The organism is Clostridium sp. AF34-10BH, from assembly GCF_003478095.1.
Taxonomy (GTDB): domain Bacteria; phylum Bacillota; class Clostridia; order Lachnospirales; family Lachnospiraceae; genus Acetatifactor; species Acetatifactor acetigignens.
Genome location: NZ_QUEC01000018.1, coordinates 1 through 21,938, shown reverse-complemented (window position 1 = coordinate 21,938; position 21,938 = coordinate 1). Strand labels below are relative to the sequence as shown.

Here is a 21,938-nt window from a genome sequence, read left to right as displayed (position 1 = left end):
ATGAGATAGTGAATAAATTGTGCAAATTGCTATTTTTTAATTTTAATATTCTCACATATCGGTCTTCATCATACTCCCATCCGCAAACATCACAATAATATTTTTAGTCTGTTCATTTTCGTTCAAATACATATTCCGATTCAGATGACAAATCTCTTCTGAAAGTATATCCAAGTCTGTCAAATTTTTGTATCTCTGCAGGATTCTCAATTTCTCTTTCTGCCATGAACCGAACCATTTCCCCTCGGGCCATTTTGGCATATGTCCCTTTCGTTACCAGTTTATTTCCCGATAACTCACAAAAGGAGATCGTAATATAGGTATCCTTAGGTGTCAGATACTTTTCTATGCACTTTGAGTATTCTTTTGATGCCAGATTAATGATAACCCTGCTGTCATCAATCACTGAACGATATAATCTCTCCCCCCAGTAATCATACAGATTTTTTGCATCTCCTATCCCGACCTTTGCCTGCATTTCTAACCGGTACGGTGTCACCCCATCCATTGGTTCCAAAACCCCATAAAACGCAGACAGGATTCTCAAGTGCTTTTGTACATATGCAAGCTGTCTATCCTCAAACACAGCCGGTGCCATATACTGAAATGCGATTCCCTCATAGGATAATACTGCCGGAGTAAGTCCACGGTACAGATCCATAGTTTCCAGTCTGTGAAAGTTCTGTTCGGCAATCTTATCGTTACATTTCCAGACTGCTTTCAGCTCCTCTTTGGACTGACTCTTCATAAAACTCAATATCTCTGCTGTCTGATCCATATGTTTTGGCACATTAACCGGTGCAAGGCTGTCCGTATCGCTTACCATCTTTTTTGCAGGAGACAGTATGATTTTCATCCTTCTAATTCCTTAAGCATATTTTCAGGGTCATCTGCTGCTTTGACTTTATCATTAGCCTTGATGATGACTCCCTGTTCATCGATAAGATATGTGGTCCTTACCACGCCCATAGATATTTTTCCATAGTTTTTCTTTTCTTTCCAGACATCATAGGCTTCAATAACTTTACGTTCCGGATCAGCTAAAAGTGTAAATGCCAGACCATATTTTTCTTCAAATCTCTTATGAGAAGCCACGGAATCTTTACTGACTCCAAGAATGACCGCACCCTTTTCCGCAAACTGCGGATATCTCTCTGAAAAACCGCATGCCTGTTTCGTACATCCGGGTGTGTTATCCTTTGGATAAAAATATAAAATCACTTTTTTGCCTGCATAATCACTTAATTTATGCATTACACCGTCCTGATCCGGCAATTCAAAATCGGGTGCTTTTTTTCCTGCTTCTAACATATATGTTTTCCTCCACTTTCTTATCTAATTTGGTTTTTACATTATAATACATCACCTTGCTGTGATAAAGTCTTTTTTGATGTCAAGAAACGCTTTCATGTCTTCCAGGATATGATACAGCATGGACCGGTTTTCAAATTCCTGTCGTGTGACCGGGAGCGGCTGCTGTTCATAATGGTGGTGTAATCTCTCTAACTCCGACAGCAGGGTTTCCACGTTATTTTGTTCTGCAAACTCATCTGCATATATTCATAATAGTAATCATCCTCTGTGATCAGATGGTTATTCATATATCGTAATGCCTCTTTTTTCAGATTCACAAGCATTGCATCCAGTTCATCAAAGCAGCTTCCAGTATAATCCGTCTTGTCCTCCAGTTCTATATAGATCGTCATGATCACAAATATGATCATGCGCTTCGCTGTTATCCGCACAGTTTCTTTCTTCGTATCCTGGATCGTCAGGAGAGTGATAATTCCTGCGGCATACGCAAACTGAAGCTGCATGGCTGCTGCAAGCAGTACGGCAGCTACGGAGCCGGTGACATATTTGATAAGTTTTATGGTTTCCTCAGTTTTCATTTTACTATCTCGAATCTTTGATCCTTTGCCATTTCTGTCTACCTCCGAATGATTCCTTTATAAAATGTTACCGCATCTGCCAGATCTTTATGATCGGGGTGTCCCTTTGCAATCCCTCCAACCAGCTTGAACGGACCGAAGGTATCATACCCCTTACAGGAAAATTTTCCGACAATCTTCCCCTGCTTGCTTTTTACGACTTCTTCTATTGACTGGAATGCCGCACTGCCGCCACAGGTGCAGATCAGAAAAACATCTTTATTTGCCGGTAAATTGACAGAAGCAAAATTTAGTACTGTCTGATGAAATTTCCCATAATATACCCCGGAGGCAAAGCCGATCAGGTCATATCCTGACAAATCTCTTTCTTTTTCCTTCGTAGCATCGATCAGATCTACCGCGTTTTCACCGGCGATTGCTTCCACCACCTTTTTGGTATTTTCATGGTGAACCGATGCATAAATAATTGCTGCTTTCATGTACTCATTCTCCCTGATAATTTTCTCTGTTTATCATGCTATTTCATGTTCTGGCAATGGTTTAATTTTACTATAAATAACCGTCCCCTGCCGCCTGTCGCAGTTCCTTTTCTTTGTGCCATGTTTTTTCGACCATTATAAACTATCTTTCTGACTTTATCTTATCATGCTAAAAATACCAATTCAATGAAATTTGAACAGAATATCCGGACAAATGACCGCCAGTCTTCAAAAGGAAATCAGTTAAAATGGGAAAACGAAGGTATATGGTATAAAGCTGATTATACCGGATACGAAGGTCTGGTCGAATACATGATATCCCATCTGTTAAAAAAATCATCACTGGCAGAAAATGAATTTGTTTGTTATGATCTTGAAGAAATAAAATATGGAACTGTGATTTATAATGGGGTAAAGAGTCCTGATTTTTTGGGCAAAGGTTGGCAGATTATTACTTTAGAACGTCTATTCCGGAACTTTTTCGGAGAAAGTCTCCAAATGCGATGGATTGAATAGTACAGAGAAAAGATAAAAAGAAGAAAAGAGAGGGGCCTCGGCACCCTCTCCCGATATAGAAGATTATGCTACCTGTGGATAGTCAATAACTGCAATTTCCTGCATCAATTTCTTTGCCATATTTACAATCGTTTCAAGTCGCTCAGCAACTTCATCCGTATAATATTTTTCTCCACACTGCTCACATTCAAGGCATGGAACATTCTTAATTACAATAATGCAATTTTTATAATTTACGACGTGTGTTGTTGTACTATTTACGGTTGTACTATTTTTGCAATACATACACATATCCATCACCTCTTTCTTCGTGTCTTTAAATCATCTTCAAATTTCTTTGTATCTGGATAGTACGCTGTTATGATATATATATTTATATTATCACAACCTGCAACAATATGCAAAATCCGTCCATTTACATTATATCCAAAAATCAGACAGCTTGGATTAGGAAAATCATCTGGATAATCCTCTATGATTTCGCCGGTTGCAATTCCATTTTTTACGTCGGCACGACTGATATCTCTTTCCTGCATTCGCTGTAAACAATGCTGTGTCCAGAGAATTTTTGATTCAGCACACAATTGTTGATATATTTCTAAATTCATTCGTTCCCTCCTTAACATTGTTGTAATCTATAAATATTATACATCAGTTTTACCTCATATAATACCTAAATCTAGTTTACTCTATCTTTAGCTCATATCGTTACAAAAACCTTATATCTCTTGTATTATAATTATAAGGCGTTAACAAATCGGATTTTGATAGGGGAAGGCATGAATATGATTATAGTAATGGAAAAAACACAACTTCAGGACTTGCTTCGAGCGCAAACTATTCAGCTTTTATTGTTGGATTATGATGAAAATCATATATTTTTCCTTTTCATAAACCGTAACATAATATTACCTATGTATTGTTGCAAAAATACTCCGGAAAATCAATAGTCTTTTGTGACACAACATTAGCACTAAACTGTCCTCGCATGGCACGGCTTTGCGATTTTCACTGTCGCTTTACTATGCTACAATCCCATCTTTGGCTCTATAAAGTGTCAAAGATGGGAGAAGGAGATCTTGTCTTGATGAGTATTGATGCCTTTGAAAAAAGGGAACAGACACTGCAGCTACATGCAAATGTCTTACAAGCCGAGCAGGAACGCATAGACGGTGCTCCTACCCTCAGTGTATCCGAAGCCAGAAAGCAACTCAGGGAGCGCATGAAAAATGTATAATGTTAAGTGGCGTACATATAGCAATATAAATTACGAGACAATTGTGATTTTGTGTAATTGGGTGGATGGATTGAAAAATGTTTCCCCCTCTCATAAGTTCTACCTTCTACCTTTTTATTGTCTCAACAATATGAATCATTTTCTCTAAGCATTGTTCAAAAAAGAAACGATAGCTTTCGCAATAATAATTTGCATATTCTCCTTTAGCAACATCAAATTCCCTATTTCTTCGACAGCCCCCTCTGCATAGTGTATGGAACTTACATTCTATGCAGTCTTTTGCAGACTTTTGCGACTGCTCCACAAATGCAATTGATTTTCGCTTTTCATCAATCTCTACCAAACGGTCACTATTAAAATTGCCTAGTCTGTATTCATCTAACATATAAAAATCGCACGGATACACACTACCATCGGCTTCCACCACATTCTGTATACCACAGATTCCTCGTTGTTCGCAGGATTCCGGCTGATATCCAAGCAGAATTCCTATATAGTTTTCAAATTGTCTTATATAAGGATGTTCTCCATTTTTCCAATCCTCGTACCATAAGTTAAATAACTCTACTAAAAACCGTCCATATTGTTCAGGTTTTAAGGCAAATGAACTTTCCCCCCTAATTTCCCCCAACGGATCCAAACATGCAATATACTGTTGATATTTCCACCCCTGCCTCTTATAATAATTATATATTTCCGTCGCATGATAAGCAGTATTCTGTGTTACTACCGTCAGAATATTGTAATCCACTCCATATTGATCCATAAGATCTGCCGCAGACTTAATCCGATCAAATGTAGGATTTCCATTTTTGTCATGACGGTACATATCATGAAGCTGTTTTGTACCATCTATTGATAGCCCAATTAAAAATTGATTTTCTTTGAAAAATTTACACCATGCATCATCTAGCAGATATCCATTCGTCTGCAAAGCATTATTCACCCGTATTCCATGCTTGTTATAATGCCTCTGGTATTCCACAGCTTTTTCAAAAAAAGTAAGTCCACGCAAAGTAGGCTCACCACCTTGATATACATAGCTTATTAACCCTTCAGCATGAATCATAGTCTTTCTAATAACATTTTTTAGTGTTTGTTCTGACATAAACCCATACGAATCCTGTGACCTTTTTTTCATTTCATCACAATAGAAACAGTAATCACATTGCATGTTGCACATCCCTGATGCAGGTTTTATCAGTACGCTGATTGTCGGCATATCATCCTCCCTATATTTTTCTTATATAAGTGCTACTAATACTTTTAATACCCCAGCCAATATCATCACAAAAACAGGATTCCATTTTGTTTTCCTAAGCAGTACCACACTGATTGCAAAAATCAGCACCATGTCCCATTTAACTCCATCAATGTTGATAATACCACTTCCCCAAAAGGCCGTGCAAACATCAGCCAATGACACTCCGCTCCCCAAGTTTGAATGTCATTACCGGAGAGAACTGGCTTGTGCTGCCACCTTCCCAGATTCCGTCCTTTTCATGATAAAGTGCTGGAGTAAATTTTTCAGATTTTTCTAGTTTAGAGTAATCAACATTCTTCATAGAATCATATGAAAATGTATTTTTATCTTCTCCTTTTGGAATTTCATAAGAAGAAAGTAAAATTCCCTGTTCTATTTCCATGATAAGGAAAAGATGTGGAGATGCATGACGTTTTCCAGTTATCGAACACTATTTCTCTTTTGCTTTTGCTATACTGGCGATATCTCCCACTCCATTCAATACCATTGTCGGAAGATAAGCATAAGTTTTGAGTGTGTCCTTCGTTGAACATCCAGAGAGAACCAATACAGTAGACATACCACTTTCCATTCCTGAAATCACATCTGTATCCATACGGTCCCCAACCATTACTGCTTCTGCTGAATGACATCCAAGCATATTTAATCCAGTTCTCATCATCAGTGGATTCGGTTTTCCACAGAAATATGCCTGTGTTCCTGTTGCCATTTCTATCGGTGCAACCAATGCACGGCAAGCAGGAGCAATGCCGTTCTCAATCGGTCCGGAAACATCTGAGTTTGCTCCGATCAGCTTTGCACCTTTCAGAACTAAATTCGTTGCTTTTGTTAATGTATCCAATGAATAGGAGCGTCCCTCTCCCACAACAACATAATCCGGATTTACATCATTCATTGTGATACCTACATCATAAAGTGCATTTAACAGGCCGGCTTCTCCTATCACAAATGCCGAACATCCTGCCGCCTGTTCTTTTAAAAATGCGGCTGTTGCCAATGCACTAGTATAAAAATGTTCTTCTGGCACATCAAGTCCCATCCTAGCCAGTTTCTGATTTAATTCTCGAGGTGTATATCCACTGTTATTTGTCAAAAATAAATATTCTTTCTTTTCATCATGTAGCCACTGAATGAATTCTGGAACACCTGGCAATATCTGATTGCCATGATAAATTACACCATCCATATCACAGATAAAGCCTTTTTTCTCATTAAAATCAATTACTGATTTTCCCATATTCATATATGTCCTGCCTTTCTTTCTCTTTAGAGTATGCCTTGTTCTTTCACTTCAGAAAAATCTGTTTTCTACGACCATTTTAACATTGTATCATCCATGCATAAAATCAAATGCATAGCGGTGTGAAATCAAAGTAAATTTTTCTATCTGCAGAACATTTTATGACTGCATATCCTTCACACATGTACTTCGATAGTCACTTGGCGAAATTTTATATCTTTCCTTGAATACCCGGTTAAATGTCCTCTGGCTTTCAAATCCACTATCCAGGCAAATATTTGTAATAGAATCGCTCGTATTTTCCAAGCGATGACATGCATAGTTCAACCTTGCATCATTAAGATACTGATTGAAATTTCTATGAAAGATTTTGGAAAAGAGTCTGGATAAGACATATTTACTCACACCCAGGTCTTTTGCCATTTCTTCCAATGATAACTTTTTCTTGAAATTTGCTGATACATAGGAAACCGTCTGGTAAATAAGGTCTTTGCTCCCCACATGACTTTTCTCTACCAGATTCAGTTTTCCTATGCAGCGCGCAAACACAATTTGAAGATATGCCTGTGCAACAGTAATATCCGACTGTTCTGTCTCTAAAATTGCATTTATAACCCTATATACCTCTGATTCAACCTTTTCCGCTGTGATGATTGGGTATTCAGGAGCCATGGATTGCATGATATCTGCAAATTTGGCAATCGTAAATGGCGATGCAATCAGATAAGTCACTGTATTTACCCCTGGTGTCAGTACCTGATAGTGATGAATAACATTTGGAAATACAAAGCCTATATCTCCTTTTTCCATATGGTAAAGTTCCTGTCCGACACCAAGCTCTAATGTCCCACTCGTTACACAAACAATCTCCAGTGCATTATGAAGATGTGGTTCAATATGTTTTGCCTTCCTATTTATTGCTATGATCTCCTCTTTTGTGTCAACATATTTTAATTGCATGAAATACTCCCCTTTGCAACATTTGTCTATATCTTCTTTCGATTTGGCAAGCAATTCTTTTACACCTATCTTATAATCAACTTGTAAATAAGGAAAGGAGGAATTACAAATCTAATTCATGTCCGATTTATCTGTTACTTCATCTGCAGCAATTCCTTTTTCTGCTTTCAGTTTTTTATTTGCATCTTCAACATTCATTCTTGAAAGTGCAAACATAATCAATACATCAAAGATTAACGGAAGCCAAAGATACATGAACTGCATCATATTAAGTGCAGACTGTGGCTGAGTTGCATTTTTTCCGACATATCCACTGAGCTCAAGCATCCATCCAACAACAGCGGTTCCAATACCTCCACCGATTTTTACACCAAGAGAAGTACAAGAGTACATCGTTCCATCAATTCTCTTTCCCTGTGTAAGATAAGTGTATTCAGAGCAGGATGCAATAACAGCATTCATATCTCCCTGCCATGGTCCCTGACCTAAGGCTGCAAGAGCTGTAAACGCCATCATCAGCGGAACACTACCCATATATCCGGCAACAACAACAAGTGCTCTACCGATGACTGCTAAGACATAACCTCTTAAGTTCAGTTTATATATGCCTTTCCACTTACCAACTAATGTCGGTGTAAAAATCAGGGCAATAATCAGTGGAATATTTACTGCCCATGCAAATTGTCCAAACAAATTCTTATTTTTCAGTACCCATGTCATGTAATAAATGCCAGCTCCAATCATGGCACCATATAACTGCTGTAAAATATATGTTCCACAAATCATCATGTAATATTTGTTTTTGACAAGAAGCTTGAATGCCTGTACCATTCCATACTTTTCATTATTATTCTTTACTTCTCCTTCATTAAGTTCCTCCTCCGGAAGTTCCTTAACAGAAAGTGCTGAAATCGTATTTACGACCAGACCAATGATTGCATAGATAATAGCAACCGTTCTCCATGCTGCAGCATCTCCACCACATTTATCTACAAATCCAACTGTAATCGCCTGAATCAGAAGACTTGTTGAAAATGCAAAAATAAAACGGTAAGATCCCATCTGTACACGCTCTTTGCTGTTCTTTGTAATCAGTGACGTAAGTGCTGAGTAAGCAATATTGTTTGCTGTATAAAACACGCCATTTAACAGTGTATATGAAATAAAGAACCATGCATATTTAGCCGTTGTTCCCAAACTGACCGGTACTGTAAAGCAGCAGACCAGCGTAATGGCACAACCAATATATCCGTATAGCATCCATGGCTTCGCTTTTCCCATTTTACTGTGTGTTTTGTCAATCATTGATCCAAAAAATATATCCGTGAAACCATCAAATAGTTTTGATACGGCAATCAGGGTACCTACGACACCTGCAGCAAGTCCTACTGAGTCTGTCAGATAGGGCATCATGAAGGATGTCAGGAACGCATAGACCACATTTCCTGCGATATCACCCGAACCATATCCGATTTTGTTATACCATTTTAAATACTTTTTTTCTTCCATAGAATTCTTTTGCTCCTCATATTCATTGCACTTAGAATCTCAATATGTCTAACCGTATGATATCTAATTCTATTTTTTCTCTGTTTTGTCTGATTGCTCTGTATATTCGGACTTTACATTACAATCAGACTCTCTTTCCTTGTTTACGGGTTACATGAAACTTTATTATCCCTTTACATACGGTATCAGTGTAAACCGGAACCGGAATAATACATCATTAAATCGATACTGATCCAATACAACCGGACCACAACTGTTAGAGCCTATTCCATTTAATGCATAATCAACACAAAGAACTACACTGTCGGATTCTGCTAATTCATAATTATGCGTTTTCTTCTCAAGTTCTTCCTGTGTATAATAAGAAGCATTGAATGAAAATGCCTTTTCTGCGGATGCCACAATTCCATATCGGCTGTTGTTAAGTTCTACATATCCACAATCATAATGGCTTCCATTTTCCTGTGGACGGATATAATCCTCATGCAAATCTCTTACATTTGCCCGGTACAGACCGTGGCTTGCTGCCTGATGTTTGTCACGATAGCTCTCCTGTGGTCCCATTCCAAAGTATCTGGCATCTGAAAGTTTTTTATCCAGGAACATTCTCACACCAAATCTCGGAAGATCTGGGAATTCTCCATCTTTTGTTGCTTCTATGTCTGCATCAATCTTTCCTGAAGCATCTATTTTCCATGTAATCGTCACATCAAGAATCTTCTGCACTGTCTCTGCCACAACAGAAGCATGGCTTACAATCTTCACACCATGTTTTCCCTGCACAACCTCTGTCGTATAAGCTCTTGTATAAGCCTTGTCATAGTGGGCTTTTTTCCATTCAGCTTTGATATACATATCGTTATCTGTTGGTGCTCTCCAGATATTTAATTCCATCGGATGGTTCAAATATTCCCTTCCTGCAAATTTCATCTCTGTAAAGAGTGCAGTACGTCGGTCGATGGTATACGCAAATTCACGACCTTTGATGTGAATCTGTGTATCATTTTCATTTACCTGTAATTCAGAGTCCACTGCTGTCTTTTGCATCCATTTCTCTGCAAGTTTACATTTTGCATCATCTTTACTTACCTCAATTTCATCAAATCCAAGAATATGGTCTTCATCCAACAGTGGCAATTCTTTTTTCAGATGGTAAATAAGTTTTAAATAACATTTCCCATTCTCTGGCACACTGATCTTCAGGTTTGTTTTTCCTTCCCCGTGTGGTACCACAGAAAATTCCGAAAGTATGTCTTTGCTGATCACAAGACCATCCTGTGTCAGTTCATAGCTGATTTTCACATAATCTTTCAGGTCATCAAAATCCATGTAGTTGTGAAGCACCAGCTCTCCACTTTCTTTATCATAGGAAACAACTCTTACAGGACGATATACATTCTTGTATTCCAACAGTCCTGTGTGTACAGTTCTGTCCGGATATACCAATCCATCCATACAGAAATTGCCGTCATGGATCTCTTCTCCATGATCTCCTCCATAAGCATAGATTGTCTTTCCATTCTCGGCAGTACCATGAGCAATCGCATGGTCACACCATTCCCAGACAAAACCACCACACATTTTATCGTTGTCCTGAATCATTTGGAAATAATCTTCAAAATCTCCAGGTCCATTTCCCATGCTGTGGCAGTACTCGACCAGAAGGAATGGCTTGCTTCCGTCCTTGTCCAGATATTCCTGAATTTCGGAAAGTGCCGGGTACATCCGGCTGTACACATCCAGATTGCTGTAATCATATGTTTCATCATAATTACGGTATCTTGCACTCTCATATTGTGTGATGCGGTCTGGATCATAATTCTTTGTCCATTCTAGTGCTTTTTCAAAGTTGCAGCCATAAGCACTCTCATTTCCCATTGACCACATAACAATACAGAAACGGTTTTTGTCACGTTCCACCATGAGTTTTACACGATCAACGATTGCCTCTTCCCATACCGGATCATCTGCAATCTTCTCGTTCCATCGCTTGAACCGATTGTAATCGGTGTCTTCTTTTCTGTAAATCATAAATGGACCATGAGCTTCAATATCTGCTTCATCTATCACCATGAATCCATACTTGTCACACATTTCATAGAAAAATGGTGCGTTCGGATAGTGGCTGGAACGGATCGCATTAAAATTATGCTGCTTCATTAACGTAAGATCGGTTGTAATCTGTTCCAGACTGATTGTAAATCCCGTAACCGGATCGGAATCATGTCGATTGACTCCACGGAATTTAATCTTCTGTCCATTTAGATAAATGACCTGGTCTTTAATCTCTACCTTTCTTAATGCAATGTGATCCACAATTACTTCATTTTCTGTTTCAAGGATCAGTTTATACAGATATGGATTCTCTGTATTCCAAAGTTCCGGACTTGCGATTTCTAATACAGCTGTTCCTTCTTCGTCAATACTTCCTAGTGCTACAACTGCTCCATTTTTATCTTCAATCGAAATTTTTACATTTGTTGGAGAGTAGAATTTCACATCAAGTTCTACCTTTGCAAGTATATCCTCAATCTTTGATTTTATATGATAATCGCTGATTGCCTGCTCTGGACGTTTCAAAATGTACACATCCCGGAAAATACCACTCATACGGAATTTGTCCTGATCTTCCAAATAAGAACCATCACACCACTTCATTACCAACACTGCCACCGTATTTGTTCCATCCTGAAGTACATCTGTAACATCAAACTCACTGGTCATATGGGAAACCTGGCTGTATCCTACATAAGAACCATTGATCCATACATAAAAGCAACTGTCTACTCCTTCAAAGTTCAAAAAAGCTTTTGATGCTTTCTCATCTCTACTGTACTCAAAATTATGTACATAGGCTCCACACGGAATATCCTGCGGCACATATGGTGGATCAAATGGAAACGGATACCGGATGTTTGTATACTGATGTGTATCATATCCTGCCATCTGCCATACACTTGGAACCTGAATCTCATCAAAATTTTCTGTATCATAATTCTTCTCAAAGAAAGAATCCTTAATATTATAGATGCTGGTAAAATACTGGAATTTCCAAGTTCCGTTTAATAACTGCATACGGTCTGATTCTTCCCTGTGTTCCACCAAATTATCCATTCTTTTGGATGCTGGAATATAATAGGCTCTGGCTGGCATTGTGTTTTCGTGCAGTACGTTTAAGTTTTCATAATAACGTGGTACAATCATAAATAGCTCTCCTTCAATACATATACTTTTTTGTTTTTTGCTTTTTTAAAATAAACCTTAATACTTTACTTATATGCTTGCATTCCTTTGTTATGTTATATATAGCTTATCTTATTCTGCAAAATATGTCTATGAATTTGATTGGATAAAATATGCACTAAATGATACAATAATAAAAAGTGTGAAAAGAGGTGCTGCTCTATGTATATGAATACTGGTTATCTGAATCACTCCCACATGGATTTCAAAAACAAAAGTCGTCCACTGATTGTAGGAAGCTGTGGCACTTATCGCCTTTCCAGCTATCCAAAATTGCCAACCTACCGTCCAAAGGGACGCCTGGATTATCAGATCATCTATATCACTGCTGGTTGTGGGCATTTTCATTTTGACAATGTAGATAACGAAACGATTGTTCCCGCCGGTAATATTGTGCTGTACAGACCGAAGGAACTTCAGAAATATGAATATTATGGAGAAGATAAGACAGAAGTATACTGGATTCATTTTACAGGTAGCAATGTAAAAAATATCTTGCGTCAGTATGGATTTCCGGATAAAGAACGAGTTTTCCAAATCGGCACATCTATGGAATATGAACGGATTTTCAAGAGTATTATCATAGAGCTTCAACACTGTCAAAACGACTATGAGGAAATGCTTGTTCTTCTGCTTCGTCATCTGCTAATCAATTTCCACCGAGAACTGACACGGGAACATATTCTGAAAAGCGAATACCTGGATCAGGAAATGAACACTGCAGTGACCTATTTCAGCGAAAATTATAATCAGAACATCAACATAGAGGATTACGCAGCCTCACGAGGAATGAGTGTCAGCTGGTTTATCCGGAATTTCAAAAAATACACCGGTTCCACACCAATGCAATTCATCGTAGAAACCCGGATCAACAATGCTCAGATGCTACTTGATGCAACAACCTATTCCATCAATGAAATCTCTAAAATCGTCGGATATGATAACCAGCTATATTTCAGTCGGCTTTTTCACAAGCTGAAAGGATATTCACCGAGAGAATACCGAAAGCTGAGAAACAAATTCTGAAATCCACAAAGAGGATACCACCGAATCATCAAAACAATGATTTGTGGTATCCTCTTCTCACTTTTGCAATTCTTATTTTACAAACTCACTCCTTTAAATGTATCTTTTATGTTCTGTTAATAATCATACATCATATATGTAAAATCCGCAATTTCAGTGAACCTACATTGAATTTTTCGAGACTACCTGTTTTATTCATAATTCCATAAATACATTTAAAAAGCAAAATCTTGTGCAGAAATGACACTGCACAAGATCTCACATACACAACAATACTTAACAAACACTCATTAATAGGGACAAAACAAACTAATTGATTACTTATTAAAACTCTGTAATAATTCCAATCTACATTTTAACGTTTCTTCGCAGAGTAAATAAATATATTTTCCGCTTCCATCACCGTAATTGCCCTCCTGCTCAAAGGTAGCACCCATCTCCTCCTGCAAACGTTTAGCTACTTCGTCTGCATCATCCACTTGGAATGCAATGTGATGGATTCCTTCTCCATAGGTATTAAGGTAATCCCTCCATACAGAAGGTTCTTCATTGGGCTGAATCAATTCCAGCTGAACACCAGGGGTCATATCAAAAAATGCCATGACGCATGCCGCATCCGGTGCCGGTTTCCCATAAATCTGTGTCTGTGTCACATCAAATGTGCCGCAATCACATGTAGGGGGTATTTCACATCCAAACAACAAAGCAAACTGCTTTTTTGCTTTCTCAATATCGTTTACCACAAATCCTACTTGTGCAAATTTAGACTGACTGACAATTTTCTTAACATCCATTTCTAGCTTATCCTCCTTAATTGTTTTTTGTTATTTGGGCCCGAATTTTATTCATTACTTCACTGTTGTCTCTGTCCACCTTAATATTCAGCTCTGTTTTTAAGCTGTCAAAAGTGTCAACAAATGAATAACTCTGATCGGGATAATAACCTATATGATAATATCCATCTGTTCCGCATGCTTCCTTGATTGTGCGGAACGCCTCTTCCTCATCCGGAGTCAGGAATGCCATATGCATCATTCCCTCCCCATGCTTTTCCAAGAATGTCTTCCATGGGCTGGGTTCATCTCCTGGCTGAGTAAGCTCCAAAGTAACATTTTCCAATTGAATTACACTAATTCTGCAATTTGTATAAATCTCCGGATGTCCATTCGTTAATACCGGAGCAACATCAGGTCCCGGTATATTCCATATTCTTGGTCTTTCAATACCAAGTATTTTTGTCCAAGCATCTACTACCTTGTCAAGATCCCTCACCACAAATGCGATGTGTACAAGCTTTTTTGTTCCAATTGACATATTCTTTCCTCCTCGTATATTGTCATCCATTTATAAAGGCATTGCATTACCACGATAATCAATAAACCATTGATCCTTTTCTATATGCGTTGTTCCTTCAAGAATATTGCAAAATCCGATAGCAGCTTCTTCAGGTTCTATCTGTGCTGTAGTTCTTCCCATATCTGTATTCATTCTCCCAGGGTGCACGGCATATACATTTATGCTTTCGCCAACTGTCACCCGCAATGTCTGAATGATTTTATTGGCAGTTGTCTTAGAAACCCCATATGCCGGGAACAAGCTACCTTCATTCGCAAAGCTGCCTCCTTCTGATGTTACTCCAATAAACAATCCTGACTTTTTGATAACAGGTAAAAAATCTCTAAATACCGTGATCAATCCAAGCGCATTTACTTCTATCTGTTTCCGAATATCATCTAAGCTTTCTGTCAGCAGAGTCTCTGTGCGATCAGATTGAAGTAAAATACCTGCTACGTATACAACCGCATCTATTTCCCCCACATGATGCTTTGTCCATTGTACTGCATCCCTTATCTGTCCTTCATCTGTAGCATCCATCTGCAGATAAATTAGATTCTCTCTTTCAGAGATAGTGTCATCCAATCTTCTAAGCCCTGCGACAACAGTATGACCTTTTTCCGCCAACATTTGTGCCAATACATGTCCCAGACCTCTCCCGGCTCCGACAATCACAATCTTCATTTTTATCCTCCTAAAACACTACATTTGCATCTTGTAATCGTTTCTTCACATAGGTTAGACTTTTTAAGTACTCTTCGTCTGTGTCTAGATGTTCAATAATTACTGGCATATCGTGATTATAGTTCTGAAGATGTTGAATTAATTGTTCAATATCCAATATGCCATTTCCACAGTTGGTTTCTTCCAATTGAAAAGTCAATTCTCTTTTAAGTCTTATATCCTTTAGGTGACAACTCAATATTCGATCCCCAATCTTGTCAAAACACTCTTGCATAAATTCATTGATGTGAAAATATCGCTGTGGGGAATTAATCATATTGACAAAATCAAAATGAATCCCAAATTCTTCTCTATTTATATCCTTCTCTAATCTTAAATACTCATCCGGGCCGGTTGGATACATCCATGGCATGGGTTCAATACTATATTTGACCCGATGAGGTCGTACCTCATCAATCAGTTTTTTTGTATAACTGACCAGTTCACTCCATGCTTCCGTAGAAAAGTTTTCAGGATATCCTCCATCCCAAATCGGTCCGCCAAAGGTTCCAGCAACGTTGACACAGCAGACCGCACCGATTTCATCTGCAAGCCTTAGCTGCCTTCGTGCATATTCCCGAGCTTCTTCTCTTTCTTTTGGATTGACAGCAAAAACATTTTTCCAGATTCCCACCTCTGCGATCAACAGATCATGTTTTTTTGCTTCATTCATGTAATCTGCAACTAATAGATCTGATGCAGTACAGTCAACAGGAAAAACGACAGCTTTGCATCCCAACAGTTCCATTTTTTCTGCCCATTCTTTAGGTGTTGTATGTTTCAATGCAGTGGAGATCCCCAATCTCATAACTCATTACCTTTCTTCATATTCCGTCTCTAACACTTGAGGTAGTCCTGTTTCTGCAGATTTAATAATGCTTGTAATAATATCCACAACATGAACTGCCAGCTGTGCATCCTCTTTCTCATTATTATCTAATTTATGAACAAGATCTACCACACCTGCTCCTCGTACGAAATTGCCCACATCCTGATATAATTCGGGAAGTGTGCAAAAGCCTCCGTCATTTTGATCCTGTCCGCCAAAGCATTCTGCAAGCATTTGTTCCCTTCGATATACCTTCGGAACCCCTCCGGTCATATTAGGATCCGGTGCTTCTAAGGTTCCATCTGTCCCATATATCTCCATGTGCGGCATGGTACTTTTGGAAATATCAAAACTAAAGTTCATATTAGCAAGCATCCCATTTTTTAAATCAGCAATCACTGCGAAATGAGTAGGTGTTTCTACCGGAATTTTGCAACCAAACCGTTCACTGGTATACACTGTTCTTTCAGCAAATCCTTTCTTCGCATTTGCGTACACTTTCCTGACAGATCCAAAAAGTTTTACTAACGCAGATAAATAGTATGGTGCCATATCATATAAGGGTCCTCCACCTTCTTCATAAAATGCTTCAGGTCTTGGATGCCATGTTTCCACTCCTGCACTCATCATATTGGCATTTACATATAAGGGTTTTCCAATCCACCCATCATTGATTAATTTCTTGCAAGTACTGAGTGAACTACCCAAAAAGGTATCCGGTGCGCATCCCACTGCCAAACCTTTTTTTCTTGCCAGTTCTTGTATTTCCCGTGCTTCTTCCAATGTCAAAGCAAACGGTTTCTCACAATATACATGTTTACCTGCCAACAGTATTTTACGATTTACTTCTGTATGCATCTTGGGCGGTGTCAGATTTATAATAAGCTCCGTCTCTGTATCGTTCAACAATTCATCCGGAGTTCCCCACCGTAGAATATTATACTGTTGGGCAGTCCTTTCTGCTACATCTGAGTGAACATCCGCAACCATACAGATTTCCAGTTCCCGGTATAATCTCTGAATGTCCTGAATATACTGTTTACTGATCACTCCGCAGCCCATAATACCAATCTTCATATGTCTCCCAACTCACCTTTCACAGTCTGATTTATGAATTATTTGACTCTCCAAATTTTAAGAACTTAAATAATATAAGAATAATCGCAAATGCTACAACCAGCATAATCCATGCCTGTGCAGACGCATATCCCATTTTAAAATAGGTGAATGCATTCTGATACAGATAAAGCGAATAAAACATTGTTGCATTATTGGGTCCGCCCTGTGTCATAATGTATGGCTCTGCAAACCACTGAAAGACGCCAATCACTAGAGTAACCATGTTATATAAAATGGTAGGCTTCAGCAAGGGTAGCGTAATGGAAATAGTCTCCCTAAAAAAACTTGCCCCATCGATTTCAGCCGCTTCATACAATGTTTCTGAAATATCCTGCAAACCTGCCAAATAAATTATGATAGCATTTCCACAGGTCCATATCATCATCATGATAAATGCAGGCTTTGCCCATGTAGGACTTGCAAGCCAACCGGGACCTTTAATACCGATATATCCTAATAGCGTATTGACAACTCCAGTTTCTGGCTGCATAACCCAAATCCAAAGCAGACAAGCCACTACGGTAGGTACAAGCGTTGGAATAAAGAACACAACTCTCATCCAGCCAGTATGTCTTAATTTTTTGCTATTAAGAATTACAGATACTGCAACAGCAAAAAAAGTGGTCACCGGCACCCCGATTAACATCATGTACGCTGTATTCTTACATGCTTTAATAAACGTCTGGTCATGAAAAAGGGTGACATAGTTTTTTACTCCCGTAAATACCGGCTCTTTAATAACGCTATAGTCACAAAAAGAGTAATATAAAGAGCTTAATATCGGGTACAGAGTGAATCCTAAAAATCCTATAATCCAGGGAAGCACAAACAAAATACCATTTTTTGCTTCAGCCCTTCTCATTCTCGAGTTTTTATATTCGCTAAATTCCGTTTTGACTGTTTTCTTCATAACGGCCTCCTATCCTTTGATTCCGCTCATGGTTATACCCTGGATAAAATACTTCTGAAGTACAAAAAACAGAAGCAAGACCGGAAGTACCATCACAACCCCTAACGGTAACAGTAAATCCCAGTTGGGATCATAATTAGACTTTAGCATTGATGCCGCAAGTGATAAGGTATACAATCTATCACTTCCCAAGAATACTAACGGTCCAAGGAAATCATTCCACGCTCTGATAAATGCCATAATTGCTACAGATGCTAATGCAGGTTTTGAGATTGGCATAATTACTTTTAAGAAAATTTCAAATTCATTTGCTCCATCAATACGCGAAGACTCTGTAATTTCTTTTGGTACTCCCGTAAGGAATTGCCGTAATAAAAATATATAAAATGCATTTCCAAAAAATTGCGGAACAATCAGCGGAAGGAATGTTCCTACCCAATGCATTTTGGTGAACATTAAATACAAAGGGATCATTGTTACCTGATACGGAAGAATCATTGTGGCAAGTACAATCATAAACACTTTATCTCTTCCGGGCCAGCGTAATCTTGAAAATCCATATGCTATCAAAGAATTAGAAATCAAAGCTCCTACTACACTGAAAAAGACAATTATTAATGTGTTTTTTAAATACCGTAAAAAAGGAATCTGCTGAAACATATTTATGTAGTTATCAAAGTCAAAGTGCTTTGGCAGCCATCTGAACGGTACCTGAAAAAGTTCGCTGGTGCTTTTAAACGATCCCATTACAAGGAAGAAAAAAGGAATAAGCCAAAGCAGTGCGAAGAACAAAAGGATGAAATATAATATAAATTTTCGGAAGAAGACTCCCATTTTGTAAAGACGCATATTTTTCTTCATATTGTTTCCTCTTATTCAGACAGGATAAAGCAATACCTTATCCTGCCTGAAATCACTTGTTATTTACTTCGCATCCATTGTTGCCTGCATTTGATCCTGAAGAGTCTGTAAAGCAGCCTTTGCATCAGCATCCGGATTATATATCATGTTCTGTCTCAGTGCAATAAACTGATTCGACAGTTCTGCAGATACAGAACAAAGTGCCGGAATTCCATTTTCAGGAGAGTTTGCAATTTTACGTTCTAGTGCATACATTTCATCACCATTTTTTGTCAAGCTGACATCATCAAATGCCGCATCGATAACCGGAATGGATCTCCACACAGAGAAATTATCTTCATTGATACTTCCCTGTTCAGCAAATTTAATAAACAGTGCAGCTAACTGTGCTTTATCAGGGTCTGTTCCTGCAGGAATCGCAAAGACATTGGTTCCAAACGTTGTACTGTTTGCGCGTCCACCTTCGGGGACAGGAACTGCACATACTTCGTATGGCACATCGGGTGCATACTCCTTTAAAGCCTCGGAAAACCAGTTTCCGGTAATAGTCATGCCTACTTTTCCAGTCATAAACGGATGATCGGGGGAGAACATCTGTCCCAATCCAGAAGTAAAGGCATTGATTTTTTCCGGATCATATTTTTTAGCATATCCCTGAATCCAAGCCATATAATTCAGCATTTTATCCGAAGTTAAATCCACTTTTCCAGTTGTTTTATCATAAGGATCCGCGCCAAACAGATACGGCAGGATAAATGCCTCATTTCCGGAATCAAGCCACGGCACAATTCCAAGCCTGTTATAGGATCCGTCAGCAGCTTTCACTGTCATCGCATCAGACCAGCTATCCAGTTCTTCAATGGTCTTAGGTGGATTTTCAGGATCCAAACCGCACTCTTTTGCAATTTCTGGATTATAATATAGCATGATAACATTGGTATCCTGAGGAATCAGATAGCAGACGTCATTATAATACATGACATCCTTGCAACCTTCAAAAAAGGAAGACACATCCAAGTCAATTTCGTCTAACACTGCATCAAGTCCCATAAAGGATCCTTCTGCCGCATACTGATAACACGATATAGAATTGTCTGTCACGATCAGATCAGGAGCAGTTCCACCTGCTATTGCGCTAAGGAGCTTACCATTATTTATTCCTGCGCCATCAGGTACAAACTGTAAATCACACTTTATTCCAAGATCTGCATAGGCTTCGTTGAATGCATCAACTCTCTTCTGCTCCCATATAGCAGAGTCACCCGTATATGCCGACCAGAATGTAAAGGTACCGGTTTTCCCAATATCCGTCACTTCTACTTCAACATCATTATCTCCCATTTTTACAGTTTTTACTGTGGTTGTCTTGTCTCCGTCAAGGCTGACGGCCTGTGTCTGAGCTGATGATGTTTGAGAAGCATCCATATTTTCAGTATCTTTGGTGCCTCCGCAGGCAGTCAGGCTAGATGCAATTAACATTGTCGCCATCACCGCTGCTAATGCTTTTTTCTTTTCCATAAATGTACCCTCTCTTCAATTCATTAAAAAGCGATTAATAGTTGCGTCATCATATTTAACAAGCTTGTTTTGTATGTAAGTGTATTCTATCTCTAATTAGCATTTTTTGCTTATAATATTTTGTTATGTACTTATTATTTTTTGTCATTTATTTCATTCTCATTGACTGAATAATATAATTTTGTAACAAAATTAACAAACATATTGACTGTATCGCCTAAAAATAGTAGTATATTTGTATATTATATCGTATAACTTTTCCTAAATTTACGGATAATTTGTTTTAAATTATTGTTATTGTAATTGCTTATAAATTGCTATTGAATAAGCAAAAGGAGGCTTTGTATGCAATCTTCTGAAAAAATGGAAAACATAATTACAGATCTTGATTATAACGTCAAATTTTCCTACATGGGTGCGCCAAGATCATTTCCTGAACATTGGCACGAATTTGCGGAGTTTATTATCGCAACTGATAATAATGGCAGTTACTCTGTCGGAAACGAGCAATACCACCTTGACACCGGGGATCTCCTCTTAATCTGGCCGGGTGAAATGCACAGCAATATATCTGTAACTTCAAATAGTTCTCTCTTGCTTCAATTTGGTGATAACTTTATTTATAACTGTCATGACCTAATGATTAACTATAGGCATTTTAAAACCTATCACAAAATAGGCCGCGAGGATATGACAGAATTAAACGAAATATTAACCTATCACATGAAAGAAGCCTATCATATTTTTAAATCACATGACCCTTTTACCGAAACAGCTTGTACTATACAGATTTATTCAATGCTGATGGCTTTAGGTAAATATATTTATAATAATATAAATACAAGTCAGATTACCTCCAATTGCAGTAGCCAAAATTATATTAAAATACAAAATGCATGCACTTATATTTCTCAAAACTGTGAAAAAGATCTGTCTCAAAAGGATATATCCGATATTTTTGGATTTAGTCATTTTTATTTTTCACGGTTATTTAAAGAATATACACATATGACATTTAATGATTATCTATCGAACGAACGTATTCAGCGAGCTACCCGACTGTTATGTGAGGAAGCCCTGCCAATTACGGAAATAGCTTATCAATCCGGATTTCAAAGTATTTCTAACTTTAATCGCGTTTTTAACAAAATAACGCATTATTCTCCGTCTGAATACCGTAAAAAATACAATGGAAATCAAGAGCCCACAAGTTAATGTGGGCTCTTCAGACTGTAGACAAAGCTCCTTCCTGTGAGGGAGCTTTTCTTGTGTCATGA

General features: G+C 38.2%; 23 protein-coding genes and 1 pseudogene. 4 read left to right on the top strand and 20 right to left on the bottom strand.

Annotation, left to right across the window (positions count from 1 at the left end; translation table 11 throughout):
* Positions 1–112: 112 nt before the first annotated feature.
* The 4 genes from yaaA to DWZ61_RS12195 all read right to left on the bottom strand — a co-directional run bounded on the left by yaaA (position 113) and on the right by DWZ61_RS12195 (position 2,371).
* Positions 113–856: a peroxide stress protein YaaA gene (gene yaaA / locus DWZ61_RS12215; protein WP_118538774.1), complete on the bottom strand. Its 744-nt coding sequence runs from the start codon at positions 854–856 to the stop codon at positions 113–115.
* A complete protein-coding gene (gene bcp / locus DWZ61_RS12210) occupies positions 853–1,311 on the bottom strand; it encodes a thioredoxin-dependent thiol peroxidase (protein WP_117467542.1) in 459 nt (152 codons plus the stop codon). The genes yaaA and bcp overlap by 4 nt, the downstream gene beginning before the upstream one ends.
* A 191-nt stretch (positions 1,312–1,502) precedes the next feature.
* Complete coding sequence (locus DWZ61_RS12200) at positions 1,503–1,892, bottom strand: aromatic acid exporter family protein (protein WP_118538770.1); 390 nt, start codon at positions 1,890–1,892, stop codon at positions 1,503–1,505.
* 38 nt (positions 1,893–1,930) lie between these two features.
* The gene (locus DWZ61_RS12195; RefSeq protein ID WP_118505520.1) at positions 1,931–2,371 is read right to left on the bottom strand and encodes a flavodoxin family protein; all 441 of its coding nucleotides are present in this window, start codon (positions 2,369–2,371) and stop codon (positions 1,931–1,933) included.
* A gap of 186 nt (positions 2,372–2,557) precedes the next feature.
* Between DWZ61_RS12195 and DWZ61_RS12190 the strand changes: the two genes are divergently transcribed.
* Positions 2,558–2,887 (top strand): hypothetical protein, encoded by a 330-nt coding sequence (locus tag DWZ61_RS12190; RefSeq protein WP_227063401.1) that lies wholly within the window; start codon positions 2,558–2,560, stop codon positions 2,885–2,887.
* A gap of 63 nt (positions 2,888–2,950) precedes the next feature.
* Here DWZ61_RS12190 and DWZ61_RS12185 read toward each other — a convergent pair whose 3' ends face one another.
* Complete coding sequence (locus DWZ61_RS12185; protein ID WP_330385670.1) at positions 2,951–3,172, bottom strand: type II toxin-antitoxin system MqsA family antitoxin; 222 nt, start codon at positions 3,170–3,172, stop codon at positions 2,951–2,953.
* Positions 3,173–3,183: 11 nt separating this feature from the next.
* The gene (locus tag DWZ61_RS12180) at positions 3,184–3,495 is read right to left on the bottom strand and encodes a DUF4258 domain-containing protein (protein ID WP_022153072.1); all 312 of its coding nucleotides are present in this window, start codon (positions 3,493–3,495) and stop codon (positions 3,184–3,186) included.
* A gap of 479 nt (positions 3,496–3,974) precedes the next feature.
* Here DWZ61_RS12180 and DWZ61_RS12175 point away from each other — a divergent pair, with 479 nt between their 5' ends.
* Positions 3,975–4,124 carry a hypothetical protein gene (locus DWZ61_RS12175; protein ID WP_227733920.1) on the top strand — a complete coding sequence of 50 codons (150 nt, stop codon included), beginning with the start codon at positions 3,975–3,977 and terminating at the stop codon, positions 4,122–4,124.
* A gap of 106 nt (positions 4,125–4,230) precedes the next feature.
* Here DWZ61_RS12175 and DWZ61_RS12170 read toward each other — a convergent pair whose 3' ends face one another.
* From DWZ61_RS12170 to DWZ61_RS12145, 6 genes and pseudogenes are all read right to left on the bottom strand, one after another.
* Positions 4,231–5,346 carry an anaerobic sulfatase maturase gene (locus DWZ61_RS12170; RefSeq protein ID WP_118538768.1) on the bottom strand — a complete coding sequence of 372 codons (1,116 nt, stop codon included), beginning with the start codon at positions 5,344–5,346 and terminating at the stop codon, positions 4,231–4,233.
* Between the two features lie 214 nt (positions 5,347–5,560).
* Positions 5,561–5,806: pseudogene (locus tag DWZ61_RS12165) on the bottom strand (hypothetical protein); the annotation flags it as partial.
* A 12-nt stretch (positions 5,807–5,818) separates the two neighbouring features.
* Entirely contained in the window at positions 5,819–6,631 is an 813-nt protein-coding gene (locus DWZ61_RS12160; RefSeq protein WP_118505521.1) for an HAD-IIA family hydrolase, read from the bottom strand.
* Positions 6,632–6,787: 156 nt separating this feature from the next.
* Positions 6,788–7,588, bottom strand: a complete 801-nt coding sequence (locus tag DWZ61_RS12155) for an AraC family transcriptional regulator (RefSeq protein WP_118538766.1) — start codon at positions 7,586–7,588, stop codon at positions 6,788–6,790.
* Positions 7,589–7,699: 111 nt separating this feature from the next.
* Entirely contained in the window at positions 7,700–9,097 is a 1,398-nt protein-coding gene (locus DWZ61_RS12150) for a glycoside-pentoside-hexuronide (GPH):cation symporter (RefSeq protein WP_118538764.1), read from the bottom strand.
* 165 nt (positions 9,098–9,262) lie between these two features.
* The gene (locus DWZ61_RS12145; RefSeq protein WP_118538762.1) at positions 9,263–12,301 is read right to left on the bottom strand and encodes a glycoside hydrolase family 2 TIM barrel-domain containing protein; all 3,039 of its coding nucleotides are present in this window, start codon (positions 12,299–12,301) and stop codon (positions 9,263–9,265) included.
* Between the two features lie 201 nt (positions 12,302–12,502).
* On the opposite strand from DWZ61_RS12145, the gene DWZ61_RS12140 reads away from it, so the two are divergent.
* Entirely contained in the window at positions 12,503–13,366 is an 864-nt protein-coding gene (locus tag DWZ61_RS12140) for an AraC family transcriptional regulator (protein ID WP_118538760.1), read from the top strand.
* Between the two features lie 317 nt (positions 13,367–13,683).
* Here the strand turns inward: DWZ61_RS12140 and DWZ61_RS12135 are convergent, their stop codons facing one another.
* The 8 genes from DWZ61_RS12135 to DWZ61_RS12100 all read right to left on the bottom strand — a co-directional run bounded on the left by DWZ61_RS12135 (position 13,684) and on the right by DWZ61_RS12100 (position 20,661).
* Complete coding sequence (locus tag DWZ61_RS12135) at positions 13,684–14,160, bottom strand: VOC family protein (RefSeq protein WP_118538758.1); 477 nt, start codon at positions 14,158–14,160, stop codon at positions 13,684–13,686.
* A 16-nt stretch (positions 14,161–14,176) separates the two neighbouring features.
* Positions 14,177–14,680, bottom strand: a complete 504-nt coding sequence (locus tag DWZ61_RS12130) for a VOC family protein (RefSeq protein WP_172594680.1) — start codon at positions 14,678–14,680, stop codon at positions 14,177–14,179.
* 30 nt (positions 14,681–14,710) lie between these two features.
* Positions 14,711–15,385 (bottom strand): SDR family NAD(P)-dependent oxidoreductase, encoded by a 675-nt coding sequence (locus DWZ61_RS12125; RefSeq protein WP_118538754.1) that lies wholly within the window; start codon positions 15,383–15,385, stop codon positions 14,711–14,713.
* A gap of 10 nt (positions 15,386–15,395) precedes the next feature.
* Positions 15,396–16,232 (bottom strand): sugar phosphate isomerase/epimerase, encoded by an 837-nt coding sequence (locus tag DWZ61_RS12120; RefSeq protein ID WP_118538752.1) that lies wholly within the window; start codon positions 16,230–16,232, stop codon positions 15,396–15,398.
* A 6-nt stretch (positions 16,233–16,238) separates the two neighbouring features.
* Positions 16,239–17,330 carry a Gfo/Idh/MocA family oxidoreductase gene (locus tag DWZ61_RS12115; protein ID WP_118538750.1) on the bottom strand — a complete coding sequence of 364 codons (1,092 nt, stop codon included), beginning with the start codon at positions 17,328–17,330 and terminating at the stop codon, positions 16,239–16,241.
* Between the two features lie 31 nt (positions 17,331–17,361).
* Entirely contained in the window at positions 17,362–18,282 is a 921-nt protein-coding gene (locus DWZ61_RS12110; RefSeq protein WP_243026400.1) for a sugar ABC transporter permease, read from the bottom strand.
* A 9-nt stretch (positions 18,283–18,291) separates the two neighbouring features.
* Positions 18,292–19,143 carry a carbohydrate ABC transporter permease gene (locus tag DWZ61_RS12105; RefSeq protein ID WP_118538748.1) on the bottom strand — a complete coding sequence of 284 codons (852 nt, stop codon included), beginning with the start codon at positions 19,141–19,143 and terminating at the stop codon, positions 18,292–18,294.
* A 63-nt stretch (positions 19,144–19,206) separates the two neighbouring features.
* Positions 19,207–20,661, bottom strand: a complete 1,455-nt coding sequence (locus DWZ61_RS12100; RefSeq protein ID WP_118538746.1) for an extracellular solute-binding protein — start codon at positions 20,659–20,661, stop codon at positions 19,207–19,209.
* Positions 20,662–21,006: 345 nt separating this feature from the next.
* On the opposite strand from DWZ61_RS12100, the gene DWZ61_RS12095 reads away from it, so the two are divergent.
* Positions 21,007–21,876, top strand: a complete 870-nt coding sequence (locus DWZ61_RS12095; protein ID WP_118538744.1) for an AraC family transcriptional regulator — start codon at positions 21,007–21,009, stop codon at positions 21,874–21,876.
* Positions 21,877–21,938 lie beyond the last annotated feature (62 nt).